Below are 15,879 nucleotides of genomic sequence, written 5' to 3' on the forward strand. Positions count from 1 at the left end.
ATAGTTATATATTGGCAGCATTCTGAGAAAAAAATAGCATCTTTGCACTTCAATCCAACAGAATTGATTATGAAATTTGCCATATTCGGAAATACCTACCAAGCAAAGAAATCCTCGCATGCAGAAAACCTCTTCCGGTTGCTCGGACAGCATCATGCACAGCTCTGCATCTGCCGGGAATTTCATCACTTCCTGACTGCCGATTTACATCTAAACATACCTGACGCCGAATTGTTTGACGGAGATGATTTCTGTGCCGACATGGTTATCAGCATCGGTGGCGACGGCACTTTCCTGAAAGCAGCCAGCCGTGTAGGAAAGAAGAATATCCCCATACTGGGCATCAATACCGGCCGGCTGGGTTTCCTTGCCGACATCTCACCGGAAGAGATGGAAGAGACCTTCGATGAAATCTACAACAATCACTATAAGGTAGAAGAGCGTAGTGTACTGCAACTGAGGTGCGACGATGAACGCTTGATGCAATCCCCTTACGCCCTCAATGAGATAGCTGTATTGAAGCGGGACAGTTCGTCCATGATCAGTATCCACGCCGCCATCAATGGCGCTCCGTTGACCACCTATCAAGCTGACGGCCTGGTTGTCTCCACACCTACCGGTTCCACCGCCTACTCACTCAGCGTCGGTGGTCCGGTCATCGTGCCTCACAGTAAAACCATCGCCATCACCCCTGTGGCTCCACACAGCCTCAACGTCCGTCCCATCGTCATTTGTGACGACTGGGAAATTACACTTGATGTGGAAAGCCGCAGCCATAACTTCTTGGTTGCCATCGACGGCCGTAGCGAGTCCTGCAAAGAAACGACCCGGTTGCACATCTCACGTGCCGACTATAGCATAAAGGTAGTCAAGCGGTACAACCACATCTTTTTTGATACGCTTCGTAATAAACTGATGTGGGGGGCAGATATCAGATAAGCCTATATCACTTCCCAAAATTCTTATTCGTATCCACTGCGAAATGAGCGCAATGATATTCCGGCAATTTGTCGCATTTTATTAAGGACGAAACAAAAGTTTGTAACAATCTGATTATCAGTATTATTAAGCACACTGTATTCAACATATTACTGAACCTTATTCAATATACGACTGAATGGCATTCACTATACGACAGAATTAGGTTCAGAATACGACTCTATTCAGGCCCACACTATTTGTAAACAATACAGATTATTATTCAGCCCTTGTTTCGGCTGGGAATAGATGAAAACGACATACCGAAATGAGATACCTACCACCTGTAGCCGATAACTGATTCAACACGCGACAGAAGAATAAAACAAGTCCAGACGTAGAAGCAATAAGAATGTATATTTTCAACCAAAAGCTTTTAAATAAATAATAAAAACGCCACCTTTGCAGTCTATTCTTGCATAATCTATGTAAAATAACACTTTGTCAAACAAAGGAAATGCCATTTAGAATGGCGTCTATAACCTTAAATATAAGATGAATTAATATGCAGAAGGAAAATGATACTCTATTGGTAGCCAAATTGAGAGAAGGCAATAAATTTGCCTTTGAAGCGCTGTACGAAAAATATAGTGCAAAGCTGTATAACACCATTATTCTTCTTGTATATGATAAGTCATTAGCCAAAGACATCACCCAAAGCAGCTTCATGGCGATATGGGAAAAACGCAGCAATCTGGATACAGCGAAGAGCTTTCCGGCATATCTATGCACCATTGCACGCAACATGGTATATAAAGAAACCGAACGCATGCTACTGCACAACAAATTTGTAGAAAACAAATTGAAAACAGAAGAAGCAGCTATCGAAGGAGATACCGTGGATATGGACATCTCCATCATTGAAAAACAGATGGAACAACTACTGCAAGGCTTACCGGAAATTTCACGAAAGGTTTTTCAGCTGAAGAGAGCAGGAGAACTGTCCAATAAGGAAATCGCATCCCAGTTAGATTTGACGGAACGTGCTGTAGAGGCTCATTTCTACCGTACTATGAAACTACTGAAAGAAGAACTACGTAAATTCATCATGTTATTTCTCTCCTTTTACTTTCTAAACAATTGTTAAAATTCAAAATTCTGTGAGTGTTTTGACAGACTTGCGGATATATATTACAGAACATGGATAAAAAAGACAGTCATATTGAACTATTGGATCGTTTTTTTCGTGGACTGACCAGCCCTGAAGAAGATGTGCAGTTAAAATCATGGATTAAGCAACCGGATTTTCAACAGAAATTTTCCGTATACTATCAGCAATGCTGGGCACTGGCTCCGGACACGATGGACAAAGCCGTACAAAATGAAATGTTCACCGAACTTTTAAGCCAGATAGACGCAAGTTCCACCACGGAAACGAAGGTCCTGAAAACAAGGAACCGTTTCCTGCGTCAGATTGGGCGCTATGCTGCAGTTGCCTGCATCATATTGGCAGTGGGAAGCGGAGCCTATTATGCAGGAGTCAAACGACTGGCCGATGACGCCAATACAGAAGTCACCATGTCCGTATCCAACGGGCAGAAGGCCGACATCATTTTGGCTGACGGCACAAAGGTCTACATCAATTCCGATTCAAGAATTGTATATGACAACACTTACAACAAGAAAACACGTATGGTCTCCCTGGAAGGAGAGGCTTATTTTGAAGTTGCAAAGGACAAGGAAAAGCCTTTCATCGTGAAAGCAAATGGCATCAATGTACAAGCACTAGGTACAAGCTTCAATATACGTGCACATAAAGACGATAAATCAGTAGCTGTAATCCTGATAAGTGGAAAGGTTAAAGTAGACGACGGCAGACACGAGGCATATATGAAGCCAAACGAAAGGCTCGTTTGTAACCTGACCAATGGACAGTTCGAAAAAAGCGAGCTTCATCCTAATGCAAGTTATTTGCTATGGAGAAGCAATGAACTAGCGTTCTACGGTGAATCTTTTGAAGAAATTTGTACCATGCTTACTCGAATGTATAATTGCAAATTTATATTCAAAAACGAGAAAGTAAAACAATATACTTATCACGGCATCATTAAGAATAGCAGTTTGAATAATGTATTAGAATACATCAGCCAAGCTGGCGGCATTAATTACAAAATAAAATCTGATAATACGATCGTAATATATTAGTAGTGTTTAATAAACTCTTTATGTTAACTTAAAAAGGAAAATATGGAATAGATTTTATAAACTTTTTACTTCATCAAACACAACTGCCAGCTTTCGGCAGCAAAATAAAATTCTAGTTTAAACATTCACGAGAAATTCGTCATAAGTTACTCTAATATCTTATTAGAGCAGGTCTTTGGTACGCCTTTCTCAAAATAAAAAACAATTAATCTAATATTATTAGACATGAGACAAAACAAAATGATTATGCGGTCTTTAGTACTGCTGGGTGCACTGTTTTTCTGGGGAAACAGCTTCGCCCAAATCAGTTTATCTGTAAACAAGCAGACCATCAAGCAGATTATACCGCAAATTGAAAAAGCTAGCGGTTATAACGTATTCTACACAGACAAACTTCCCAATCTTGAAACAAAAAAGGATTTAAATGTATCAAATGCTTCACTTGAGACCGTATTGAAAGAATTATTTAAAGGAACGAAAATCTCCTTTGAAATAAAAGCAAACAAGCAGATTTTGCTGTTCCAGCAAACCAACAAATCTGTAGGTGCTAAAAAGAAAGTAACCGGTAGAATCGTAGACGAAAATGATGAGCCGCTTATCGGAGCTTCCGTTATTATCAAAGGCTCTACAGAAGGAACAATAACCAACATTGACGGTGAATATACATTGGAAGATGTGCCGGAGAAAGCTACTCTAACCGTTTCTTACGTAGGCTATATACCGGCATCTGTTGCTGTCAACGGTAAAAGCGCAATCAATGTAGTGCTGCAAGAAGATTCAAAGACTTTGGAAGAAGTAGTTGTTATCGGTTATGGTACCGTAAAAAAGAAAGACTTGACCGGTGCAGTAGGTTCTGTGGGAGGTGCAGAAGTAGCCGCCCGTAAAACAACTTCCCTTTCCACCGCTTTGCAAGGAACCATCCCTGGGTTAATGGTAACCCGTAACAATAATGCGCCTGGTGCAAATGCAGACAAGATATATGTACGTGGTATCACAACCATCGGGAATTCAGATCCTTTGGTTATCGTTGATGGAGTACCTGGTGACATCAATTCAGTAAATGCCAACGACGTTGAGAGCATTTCTGTATTGAAAGATGCTGCTTCCGCTGCTATTTATGGTTCTCGTGCCGCTGCTGGCGTTATTCTTGTCACCACCAAAAGAGCCAGTGACAAGGAACTGTCATTGACCTATAACGGTGAATTCGGTTGGGAAATACCTACCGCAGAGCCTGAGGTTGTAGGCGTGCAACGTTTTCTGGAAATGGCTAATGAATTACGATATACAGATAATCCGGACGGTGGCAAATACCAAGCCTATTCAGAAGATCAAGTTAATAACTGGGTGAAAAACAATGCAACCAATCCCAACCAGTATCCTATAACCGACTGGCAAGATCTGATTCTTGAGAAGTCCGCAACCCGTCAAAGTCACAGTATCCACCTTTCAGGCGGCAGCAAGGTCGTTAAGACCAAAGCATCCTTAGCGTATGATGAAGTAGGCGGTCTGTACGGTGACCGTTATTTCCAACGCTATACATTACGTGTAAACAATGACTTCAACATTACCCAAAAGTTAAGTGCTACATTGGACTTCAATGTTAAGCGCACTAAACACCACATGCCGCAATTCACTCCATTCGGAATGATGCGCTACATGCCTGCTATTTATGCAGGAGTATGGGATGACGGCCGTATAGCTGAAGGCAAATCAGGAGCCAACCCTTATGGATTGATGAAATTGGGTGGTACAACAAAAAAATGGTACACAGCATTGGGCGGTAAAGCATCTATTGATTTCAAGCCTTTTGACGGATTTAAAATTTCAGCAATCGTTGCTCCTCGCTTTAATTACGACAAGTTCAAAACATTCAAGAAAGCAGCCAGCTATACATTGGCAGATGATCCCAATACAATAGGGGGATACTTAGACAACAGCGGACTATACAACACAACCAAACTCTCAGAAACCCGCAATGACAGCTACAATGTCACTACACAATTAATAGCAAACTATGCAAAGAAGTTTGCCGGAAAACATGACATCAACCTTATGGCAGGTTACGAAAACTATTACGAATATATTGAAGAATTAGGTGCTGACAGAGACGGCTACGTTCTCACGAACTTTCCATACCTCAATAATGGACCTAAAGATTTAATTGGCAACTCTGGAAAAGGAAAAGAGTACGCTTATCGTTCCTACTTCGGACGTGTCATGTACAGCTATGCCGACAGATATTTATTCCAGGCCAATATACGTCATGACGGCTCATCACGTTTTGCAAAGAAACACAGATGGGGTACATTCCCTTCCTTCTCTGCCGGTTGGGTACTCAGCGAAGAAAATTTCATGAAGAATCTTAATTGGGACTGGCTGTCATTCTTGAAGATTAGAGCTACATGGGGAGCATTGGGTAATGAACGTATTGGCGATTTCCCATATATGTCAACCATTGCATTTGGGAACACTATTTTCTATCAAAACAACGGTATTTATTTTGACCAAACTGCATCCCAACAGAAATATGCCATTGAAAATGTAACATGGGAGAAAACTGAATCTACAGACATTGGCTTAGACATTTCTTTCTTGAACAACCGCTTACGTGTGAACGGTGACTATTACTGGAAAAATACTAAAGACATGCTATTAGCAATGGCTATCCCTGATTTTCTAGGATTCTCTGACCCAGACGTCAATGCCGGCAAAATGTCAACCAAAGGTTATGAATTGAATGTCAGTTGGAATGACCACATCGGTGACTTCAGCTACGGAATAGCCATTAACTTCTCTGACTTCACCTCCAAAATGGGGGATTTACAAGGAACCCAATTCCTCGGTGACAAAGTTAAAATGGAAGGCAGTGAATTCAATGAGTGGTATGGCTATGTTAGCGATGGTCTTTTCCTGACAGAAGAAGACTTAAAGAATTCTCCCAAAATCAATGATAAGAACACTCAATTGGGCGATATTAAATACAAAGACATATCTGGTCCTGACGGTGTACCCGACGGAAAGATTTCTCCTGAATATGACCGAGTATTACTAGGCAGCTCATTACCCCATTTCCTATATGGTGGTAATATCAATTTGGGGTACAAAAATTTTGACATTTCATTGGCATTCCAAGGTGTCGGAAAACAAAATGCACGCTTGGCAAGAGAAATGGTAGAACCATTCCGTAACAATTACGGGAATTTCCCCGCCATCATTGATGGAAACTATTGGAGTCCTTATAATACGGACGAACAAAACGCAGTTGCCAAATATCCTCGTCTAACCCATGTAAACAAAAGTTCCAACTATGCCATGTCAGATTATTGGCTGTTCAACGGAGGTTACTTCCGTCTCAAAAATATAACTTTAGGCTATACATTCCCTAAAGAATGGATGAACGCAATAGGCATCAAAGGTGCACGCATTTATGCCAGTGCTTCCGATCTATTCTGTTTGAGCAAATATCCGAAAGGATGGGACCCTGAAATGGGAGTAAGTGAATATCCTATCACAACATCTATATTATTAGGCGTATCTGTTAACTTTTAAAAGAAAGAAAAAAAATGAAACATAAATTTATAATATTAGCTTTAGGACTTGGATTTTTAGCAAGTTCCTGCAATGACTTGGACTTAGTTCCATTGTCTGAGGCCTCCACTGAAAACTGGTATTCTTCAGAAGAAGAACTATTGATGGCTGCCAATGAATTCTATAAAATAGGATATTGGAATAAAATGAACCAGGGACTTCTGGAACAAGCCACCGACAACTTCACCTATAGAAATGTGAATCGTTGCAACCTCCTAGACGGTACAGTAAATGGTGATGGTGGAACAGAGAACTGGTATCCAGTAGAGCAATGGCAATCAAACTATAAATGTATAACAATGGCCAATACATTTCTTGAAAAGTCTGAGCGCGCCGAAAAGGCTGGTGTCTCTGAAAAAATATTGAATCAATACAGAGGAGAAGCTTACTTTACAAGAGCTTGTAAATATGCAGTACTCGTTTCTTTCTTTGGTGATGTTGTCTGGCTAGATAAGAATATTTACATTGAAGAAGCCTTCCAAAAAGGACGTACTCCAAAAGAAGAGATTATACCTTTAATTTACCAAGACTTCGACAAAGCAATTTCTATGTTACCAGTATCTTATACCGGTAACTCGACACAACGTTTCACAAAAGGTGCTGCGCTAGCCATGAAAGCACGTTTTGCCCTTTACATGGGTGATTGGGAACTTGCGGCCGAATCAGCTAAAGCGTGTATGAATTTGCAAGCTTATCAATTACATCCCGACTTCAGCGACTTATTCTTGATGAATACCAAAAATTCTATAGAAAGCATTCTTGTATTCCCACGTTCCGTGCAATACAACATTCTATACGATGCTACTGCCACAAAAAATGAGCTACCTAGAAATGCTGGAGGATACGGTTCGTATGCACCCTCTTGGGACTTGTTGGCTTCGTTCCTCTGTACAGATGGGTTGCCCATTGACGAGTCACCTCTTTTTGATCCCCACAATCCTTTCAAGAACCGTGACCCCCGTTGTACTGCCACCATTGTAGAATTTGGAACCCGCCATTGTAGCTTTGACTTTGATCCTCATCCCGATGCATTAAAAGTAATGAACTACAAAACCGGTAAAATGGTAACCAACCAAGATACCCGTGCCAATGCACAATACACCTCATTCAATGCATTGCTATGGAAAAAAGGTATTGACGATTCTTGGGTAGATAACAAACAAAAAGTGGAAAGTGACTATATTGAAATACGTTACGCAGAAGTATTGTTGACTTATGCAGAAGCCATGATTGAACTGAACAAGATTGACGAATCTGTATTAGAAGCCATCAATAGTGTACGTGCCAGAGCATACGGAGTGAAATCTTCTGAAACAGACAAATATCCGGCAGTAACAGCACGTGACCAAAAGTCCTTACGCCAGACAGTCAGACTGGAACGTCGCGTAGAGTTTGCTAAAGAAGGACTCCGCTACATGGACCTCATTCGTTGGAAATTGGCAACCAAAGCTCTGAACACCAAGAACTACGGCATTCTATATCCTGCTGACATATTAAGAGACAAAGTTACATCAAAAGGACTGTGGTTCTGGCCTACTACACCACAGATAGATGAAGATGGAATCGCAGACTTCTCTGCTATGGAAAAAGAAGGCTTAATCCAAGTACTTTCCCAGCGCAAATGGGACGAACGGCAGTATTTATGGCCAATCCCCACATCTGAAATCATCATTAATGAAAACATGAAACAGAATCCAGGGTATTAACAGTTAAACATTATAGGTAAAAAGATTGTGAATAAAAGGATAAACAAACTGTAATGAAAGGACTGCTCTGCAAATTAGAAATCCAGGGCAGCCCTTTTATACCGTTTCCACAACAAAATAAAGAACCGCATATTTATGAGAAGAATTATATTGATTTTAAGTCTACTGTTCTGTAGCCAGCTTATCACAGCCTCCAATCTATTGATAGAAGCAGAAAGCTTTGACCAAAAAGGAGGATGGGTAGTAGACCAGCAATTCATGGATCTTATGGGGTCACCCTATCTAATGGCTCATGGAATGGGAGTCCCGGTTGAGGATGCTTCCACTACCATATCTTTTCCCGAGAGCGGTACATATTATGTATATGTACGTACCTATAACTGGACTTCTCCCTGGTATGATGGCAAAGGAGCAGGAAAGTTCACTCTAAAAATCGGTAATAAAAAGCTGCCTATAGTTTTAGGTGATGAAGGCAACCAATGGATGTGGCAACCCGCCGGAAAAATTTCAGTAAAGGCTGGGAATAGTAATCTAACATTAAAAGACTTGACCGGTTTCAATGGCCGTTGCGATGCTATTTATTTTACAACAGAAAAAGAGCAACTACCTCCTAACGAAACTGTACAACTGACAAATTTCCGTAAAAAAATGCTGGATATTCCAGCCGAACCGGAGCAATACTCCTATGATGTGATTGTAACTGGTGGCGGTATAGCCGGTATGTGTGCAGCCGCAGCCGCTTCCAGATTGGGATGCAAAGTGGCATTAATCAACGACCGCCCAGTACTTGGCGGCAATAATAGCTCTGAAGTCAGGGTTCACTTAGGGGGCAATATCGGAGTAGGCCCCAATTCCGGACTGGGACGTATGATAAGAGAATTCGGACATTCTAAAGAAGGAAATGCCAAACCTGCCGCAAACTATGAAGATGAAAAGAAGGAGCTTTTTATCGCCAATGAAAAGAATATCACCCTTTATGCCAACTACCGCGCCATATCTGTAAAGACCGATGGCAACAGAATAGAATCTGTCATCATCAAGCATATAGAGAATGGAAAAGAAGTGGAACTGAAAGCACCATTGTTCTCCGACTGTACCGGAGACGGCACCATCGGGTATCTGGCCGGTGCAGACTACAACATGGGACGCGAATCCCGTACCGAATACGGAGAAGAGCTGGCACCGATTCAACCGGACAAAATGACAATGGGTTCATCCGTACAATGGTACTCTGCAGACAAAGGTAAACCTACCCGTTTCCCTATTTTCTCGTACGGTCTGCAATTCAATGAAAAGAATTGCGAAAAAGTGACGATGGGTGAATGGAAATGGGAAACCGGCATGAACTTCAATCAAATCGACGACTTCGAACGTATACGTGATTATGGCTTAATGGTCATCTATTCTAACTGGAGTTTTCTGAAAAATGAATTAAAGGACAACAAGAAATATAAGAACCGCGCATTGGACTGGGTAGCCTATATTGCCGGGAAACGCGAATCACGCCGATTGTTGGGCGATTATATTCTAAAGCAAGATGATATAGACAAAAATGTCTATCACGAAGATGCCTCCTTCGTCACAACCTGGAGCATCGACCTGCATTTCCCGGATTCGCTCAATGCGTCACACTTTCCTGATGCGCCCTTCAAAGCAGCAACCAAACACATCCATATATATCCTTACGCAGTGCCCTACCGCTGCCTATATTCCAGGAATATCGAGAATCTTTTTATGGCAGGCCGCAATATCAGTGTTACCCATGTGGCACTGGGCACTGTCCGCGTAATGCGTACCACCGGAATGATGGGCGAAGTTGTCGGGATGGCGGCTTCCTTATGTAAAAAGTACAACACCACTCCGAGAGGAGTATATCAGAAACACCTACCGGAATTGAAAGCACTGATGAAAGAGGGAGTAGGAAAAAAAGAAGGGATTCCCGATAATCAGAAGTTCAATGAACAAAAATTATTAAAAGAGCCTCGTATATTTATCATTGAAAAAAACAAGAAGTAAGAAACACGTTGATACTACAATTTAAGTATTAATAAAACACGCATATCATGAAAAATATTCTAACATTATTATTTGTCCTTTTCGGAGGATATTCGTTACACGCACAAGATGCTTGTTACGGCCGTCTGAAAAATGACACTTTAACCATCGGAAACAGCTTGGTCGAACGTACCTTTTTGTGGAACGGGGGAAATATCATAACTTACCGCCTGACCGACAAGAGTAATGGAAAATCATGGAAGAACCACAGCCTTACTCCAGATTTCAGAGTAACGAAAGATTTGCCGCAACCATCAAACGGTTCACTCAAAGTAGTTCCCGTAAAAGAGACTAAAATATTTCCCGCTTATCTGAAAGTAGAAGTTTCTTTCAGCCTGGAGAAGCTAGATATAAAACGGGTATATCGTATTTATGATGATTGTCCAGCCATAGCCTGCGACACCTACCTCAGAGGAACAGTAAACAGTATTTTCGGAGGCAGAGAAGTTAGTGCAGCCGACCGGAAGAATATTGAATTCGCCGAAGACATGAAATCTAAAGAAGTAACCGCTGTACTAGACCAGTTCCATTTCCAAGGACAACATTGGCACGCCCGCAGCGTGGAATTTTCCGATGTGACGGACTGGCACAACAACCTGGTTTTCGAGAAAGAGATTATTTCCTATCGCAAACTGGGATATCGCGGCAATCTGCTGTTTGCCTTTAATGGCGAGGACAACTGTGGCATCTTCTTTTTAAAAGAGGCTCCCTGCTCTTCGGTACAATTAGCCTATCAAGGAAAGGATTTTCTGACTGATTTCGGAAAGTTTACAGTAACCGGCCTGGGCATTACCGAGAAAGACGTGACTCCCGACCGTTGGACCCAAACATACGGATGCGTATTGGGAATATACGGAGAAGATGAACTGAGCCGACTACAAGCGCTTCGTTCATATCAGAAGAATATACGTACTTACCGGGCCGACCGCGACGAGATGATTATGATGAACACCTGGGGAGACCGTAGCCAGGACTCAAAAGTAAACGAATCCTTCTGTTTGAAAGAACTGGAACGCGCCGCCCGTCTGGGAATCACCCATTTCCAGATTGATGATGGCTGGCAAATAGGTAAAAGCCCTAATTCAGCTGTAGCCCGCGGTTCATTCAAGAACATTTGGGACAATAAAGACTACTGGAAACCCGACCCGCAAAAGTATCCACGTGGTTTGCATCCCATCGTAAAACGTGGCAAGGAATTAGGTATTGAAATCGGTCTTTGGTTCAATCCCAGCATACAAAATGATTTTGCCGATTGGCAGAAAGATGCGCAAGCACTCATCAGCCTTTATCGCGAATACGGCATCAAAGTATTCAAGATAGACGGGCTCACCATTCCCAGTAAAGAAGCCGAAACAAACCTGCACCGCTTATTCAACAAAGTGCTGGAAGAGACGGACGAGGAAGTGATTTTCAACCTTGATGCGACAGCCAGCCGCCGCGGAGGCTACCACATGTTCAATGAATATGGAAATATCTTTCTGGAAAACCGTTATACCGACTGGCAGAACTACTATCCTTACTGGACTTTGCGTAACCTCTGGATGCTTTCCAAATATGTTCCGGCAGAAAAGCTGCAAATAGAGTTCCTGAACAAATGGAGAAATACGGATAAATATAAAGGAGAAGTCTTCGCTCCGGAAAACTATTCATTTGAATATCTGTTTGCTACGACTTTAGCAGGACAGCCGCTTGCCTGGATGGAAGGTACCAATCTACCCGAGGAAGCATTTACATTACGAGAACATACAGAAGCCTACAAGAAATTTCAGCATGACATGCATTCCGGCACTATCCTACCCATAGGAGATGAACCGTCGGGACGCTCTTGGACCGGCTTCCAGTCTCTAAAGAAAGATAGAGGATACTTGATTGTGTACCGTGAAAATCATCCAGAAGGGACTACAGAAGTCGAAACCTGGCTGCCAGAAGGTGTCACAGTAAGATGTATCCCATTGATGGGACACGGCAAAGCGATGACAGCAGTAACCGGAAAGAAAGGAAGGCTGGAAATCTCTCTGCCATCAATCAATGACTATGTTGTCTACAAGTATGAGATTAAAAACAAACGCTAAAATAAAGACTGACATGAAAATCACAAGGAGTATACTCTTAATCGCCTTCTTGATGCTGTTTTACCGAGCCTTCGGACAACCTGCCGAACGGCTGATTCGGATACAGATCACTCCCAATCATACAGACTGGCTATATAAGCCAGGCGAAAAAATAGAATTCAGCATTACGGTACTGAAAAACAACGTACCAATTCCTGACACAGAAATTCGGTACCAGATTTCAGAAGATATGATGAAGCCTCACAAAGAAGGCATATTGCAAGCTGAAAAAGGGACAGCTACGGTGGAAGCCCAAACAATGGAAAAACCTGGCTTTCTCCGTTGCCAAGCCTTTGTTAAATATGGAGGACGCGAATACCAAGGGATAGTAACCGTTGGAATCGATCCAGAAAAATTAAAACCTATCACATCATTGCCCGAAGACTTTCTAAATTTCTGGGAAACAGCAAAGCTCCAGGCTCAAAAGACACCAATGGATGTACAAATGACCCTTGTACCCGAACGTTGTACAGAGAAAGTGAATGTATTCCATGTGAATATACAGAATTATGAATCCCATACACGCTTATACGGCATGCTGGCTATGCCTAAAGCAAAAGGTCGATATCCCGCAGTTTTAAAGCTACCAGGTGCAGGAATACGTTCTTATGCCGGAGATGTGGAACATGCTGCCAATGGCTGGATTGTTTTCGAAATAGGAATACACGGTATTCCGGTCAACATGTCAGGACCGGTATATACCAATCTCTATATGGGAGCATTAAAAGGGTACCACACGTTCAATCTGGATAATCGGGATAAATACTATTATAAACGTGTATATCTAGGCTGTGTACGTGCCATTGACTTTATTTATTCCCTACCACAATTCGATGGGAGCAATTTGATAACATTCGGCAGTAGCCAAGGAGGAGGATTGTCCATCGTGACAGCTGGACTTGATTCACGTGTCAAAGGACTGGTAGCCTTTTACCCTGCTCTTTGTGACATGGTCGGCTATATACATAACCGTGCCGGAGGATGGCCACACATGTTTAACAAGCAAGAAAATCAGACTGCAGAAAAGGCAAATACAGCACGTTATTATGACGCAGTTAATTTTGCACGCCAAATAAAAGTTCCCGGATTCTACTCATTCGGATATAATGATATGGTCTGTCCACCCACTACTACCTATTCTGCCTACAATGTAATTCAAGCACCCAAACAAATATTAGTATCCGAAGAAACGGCTCATTATGCCTACCCAGAACAATGGGTAGCCGCATGGAAATGGGTCGCTGATTTCTTTCAACAAAACAAATAAAAACTATAAGAATCATGAGAATACTTTTTTTTATTACAACACTGCTTTTCATCATCCCGAACATGTTCGGACAAAAGGAATATCGTCTGAACTCACCGGACGGCAAGTTGGAGGTTACCTTATATATAGGTGACCGGATCACTTACGAGCTGACGGAAGAAGGGCATACATTGGTAGCCCCCTCTCCCTTATCAGTACATCTGGATAATGGGACAGTCTGGGGTAACGGCTCCCATCTTAAGAGAGTCAGTCATCGCCAGGCAAATGAGGTGATTCCCTCTCCTTTCTACAAACGCAGTGAAGTAAAGGATGTCTATAATGAAATGACGTTAAGTTTCCGGGAACATTTCAACCTCATTTTCAGAATGTACAATGAAGGAATGGCATACCGGTTCGCAGCGACCGGAAACAGACCGTTCAAAGTTACAAACGAAGAAGCCGCCTTCAACTTCAACAAGGACTACAAATCGATTGTCCCTTATGTAAAAGATGGCGATAAACAACCAATAGAGGCCCAGTTCTCCAACTCTTTTGAAAACACCTATACACATATAGAGCTATCCGGACTGAACCCCCAAAGACTGATGTTTACCCCCGTAGTAATAGAGCAGGAAAACGGCCGTAAACTTTGTATTGCCGAATCCGACGTGGAGAGCTATCCGGGCATGTTCCTCATCAACAGGAACGGGGGAACAACACTCACTTCCGCTTTTGCCGCCGTCCCCAAAACAAAAAAACAAGGCGGGCATAACCAACTGCAAATATTGGTCACAGAGCGTGAAAACTACATTGCTTCCTGCCAGCCGAAAGCCAAACTACCCTGGCGCATCATTGTTGTGGCAAGAAATGACAAGGAGCTGGCAGATAACGATATGGTTTATAAGCTGGCTGCTCCATCACGCATGAAAGACATCTCATGGATACGTCCGGGCAAAGTGGCCTGGGAATGGTGGAACCATTGGGGAATTAAAGGCGTGGATTTCGAAGCTGGAATAAACAATGAAACATACATGCACTATATCGACTTCGCCTCCCGGCATGGCATCGAGTATGTGATTCTAGATGAAGGCTGGGCTGTCAACCTCGAGGCTGACCTCTTTCAGGTTGTACCGGAAATAGATTTAAAGAAACTCACGTCCTATGCCAGGCAAAAGAATGTAGGACTCATCCTTTGGGCAGGCTACCATGCCTTTGCCCGCGACATGGAACATGTATGCAGGCACTATTCCGAAATGGGCATCAAGGGATTCAAGATTGACTTTATGGACAGGGATGACCAGGAAATGGTAGACTTCCACTACCGGGCTGCCGAAATTGCCGCTAAATATAAGTTGATGGTAGACTTTCACGGCACGTACAAACCTACCGGGCTGAACCGCACTTATCCCAATGTCATCAACTATGAAGCCGTTCACGGGCTGGAACAGATGAAGTGGAGTGACATCCATACCGACCAGGTAACCTACGATGTCACCATGCCATTCATCCGTATGCTGGCCGGACCGGTGGACTATACACAAGGCGCCATGCACAATGCCAACAAACGGTGTTACCACTCCTCAATGGATACCCCAATGAGCCAGGGAACCCGTTGCCGCCAATTAGCTGAATATGTAGTATTTGAATCACCATTGAACATGTTGTGCGACAGTCCCACCAATTACGACCGTGAAGAAGAATGCACGGAATTCATCGCTACCATCCCTACCGTTTGGGAACAAACAGTAGCCATGAACGGAGAAATTGGAAAATACATTACAATGGCGCGCAGGAAAGGAGATGTCTGGTATGTCGGCTCCCTGACCAATTGGGATGCACGTACTCTGACACTGGACCTTTCTTTCCTCGGTACAGGCAGATGGAAAGCGGAAATGTTTCATGACGGAGTGAATGCCAACCGCCTGGCTTCCGACTACCAAAAGACCGTCACAGACATTCCTGCATCCCGTAAACTGACCGTCAAAATGGCACAAGGAGGCGGATGCGCATTGAAAATATACAAAGAATAATTCATAGGCTTTTTAAACGT

The 15,879-nt window shown here is 42.6% G+C and carries 9 protein-coding genes; all 9 read left to right on the forward strand.

Going from position 1 to position 15,879, the window contains the following annotated elements; translation table 11 throughout:
• Positions 1-69: 69 nt before the first annotated feature.
• The 9 genes from H1A11_RS12430 to H1A11_RS12470 all read left to right on the forward strand — a co-directional run bounded on the left by H1A11_RS12430 (position 70) and on the right by H1A11_RS12470 (position 15,859).
• The gene (locus tag H1A11_RS12430; RefSeq protein ID WP_118273887.1) at positions 70-939 is read left to right on the forward strand and encodes an NAD kinase; all 870 of its coding nucleotides are present in this window, start codon (positions 70-72) and stop codon (positions 937-939) included.
• 544 nt (positions 940-1,483) lie between these two features.
• The gene (locus H1A11_RS12435; RefSeq protein ID WP_181757283.1) at positions 1,484-2,065 is read left to right on the forward strand and encodes an RNA polymerase sigma factor; all 582 of its coding nucleotides are present in this window, start codon (positions 1,484-1,486) and stop codon (positions 2,063-2,065) included.
• A 53-nt stretch (positions 2,066-2,118) separates the two neighbouring features.
• Complete coding sequence (locus H1A11_RS12440) at positions 2,119-3,123, forward strand: FecR family protein (protein WP_119961196.1); 1,005 nt, start codon at positions 2,119-2,121, stop codon at positions 3,121-3,123.
• Positions 3,124-3,348: 225 nt separating this feature from the next.
• Positions 3,349-6,672: a TonB-dependent receptor gene (locus tag H1A11_RS12445; RefSeq protein WP_181757284.1), complete on the forward strand. Its 3,324-nt coding sequence runs from the start codon at positions 3,349-3,351 to the stop codon at positions 6,670-6,672.
• Positions 6,673-6,686: 14 nt separating this feature from the next.
• Positions 6,687-8,417, forward strand: coding sequence for a RagB/SusD family nutrient uptake outer membrane protein (locus tag H1A11_RS12450; RefSeq protein ID WP_119961198.1), 1,731 nt, complete (start codon positions 6,687-6,689; stop codon positions 8,415-8,417).
• A 135-nt stretch (positions 8,418-8,552) separates the two neighbouring features.
• The gene (locus H1A11_RS12455) at positions 8,553-10,433 is read left to right on the forward strand and encodes an FAD-dependent oxidoreductase (protein ID WP_119961199.1); all 1,881 of its coding nucleotides are present in this window, start codon (positions 8,553-8,555) and stop codon (positions 10,431-10,433) included.
• 47 nt (positions 10,434-10,480) lie between these two features.
• Positions 10,481-12,544 (forward strand): alpha-galactosidase, encoded by a 2,064-nt coding sequence (locus H1A11_RS12460; protein ID WP_181757285.1) that lies wholly within the window; start codon positions 10,481-10,483, stop codon positions 12,542-12,544.
• A gap of 13 nt (positions 12,545-12,557) precedes the next feature.
• Positions 12,558-13,850, forward strand: coding sequence for an acetylxylan esterase (locus H1A11_RS12465; protein ID WP_119961267.1), 1,293 nt, complete (start codon positions 12,558-12,560; stop codon positions 13,848-13,850).
• 14 nt (positions 13,851-13,864) lie between these two features.
• Positions 13,865-15,859: a glycoside hydrolase family 97 protein gene (locus tag H1A11_RS12470; RefSeq protein WP_181757286.1), complete on the forward strand. Its 1,995-nt coding sequence runs from the start codon at positions 13,865-13,867 to the stop codon at positions 15,857-15,859.
• The last annotated feature ends 20 nt before the right edge of the window (positions 15,860-15,879 follow it).

The organism is Bacteroides sp. CACC 737 (genome assembly GCF_013874375.1).
Taxonomy (GTDB): domain Bacteria; phylum Bacteroidota; class Bacteroidia; order Bacteroidales; family Bacteroidaceae; genus Bacteroides; species Bacteroides uniformis.

Coding starts and splice junctions, on each gene's coding strand:
- H1A11_RS12430 (WP_118273887.1), top strand. CDS start 70: ATGAAATTTGCCATATTCGGAAATACCTACCAAGCAAAGAAATCCTCG.
- H1A11_RS12435 (WP_181757283.1), top strand. CDS start 1,484: ATGCAGAAGGAAAATGATACTCTATTGGTAGCCAAATTGAGAGAAGGC.
- H1A11_RS12440 (WP_119961196.1), top strand. CDS start 2,119: ATGGATAAAAAAGACAGTCATATTGAACTATTGGATCGTTTTTTTCGT.
- H1A11_RS12445 (WP_181757284.1), top strand. CDS start 3,349: ATGAGACAAAACAAAATGATTATGCGGTCTTTAGTACTGCTGGGTGCA.
- H1A11_RS12450 (WP_119961198.1), top strand. CDS start 6,687: ATGAAACATAAATTTATAATATTAGCTTTAGGACTTGGATTTTTAGCA.
- H1A11_RS12455 (WP_119961199.1), top strand. CDS start 8,553: ATGAGAAGAATTATATTGATTTTAAGTCTACTGTTCTGTAGCCAGCTT.
- H1A11_RS12460 (WP_181757285.1), top strand. CDS start 10,481: ATGAAAAATATTCTAACATTATTATTTGTCCTTTTCGGAGGATATTCG.
- H1A11_RS12465 (WP_119961267.1), top strand. CDS start 12,558: ATGAAAATCACAAGGAGTATACTCTTAATCGCCTTCTTGATGCTGTTT.
- H1A11_RS12470 (WP_181757286.1), top strand. CDS start 13,865: ATGAGAATACTTTTTTTTATTACAACACTGCTTTTCATCATCCCGAAC.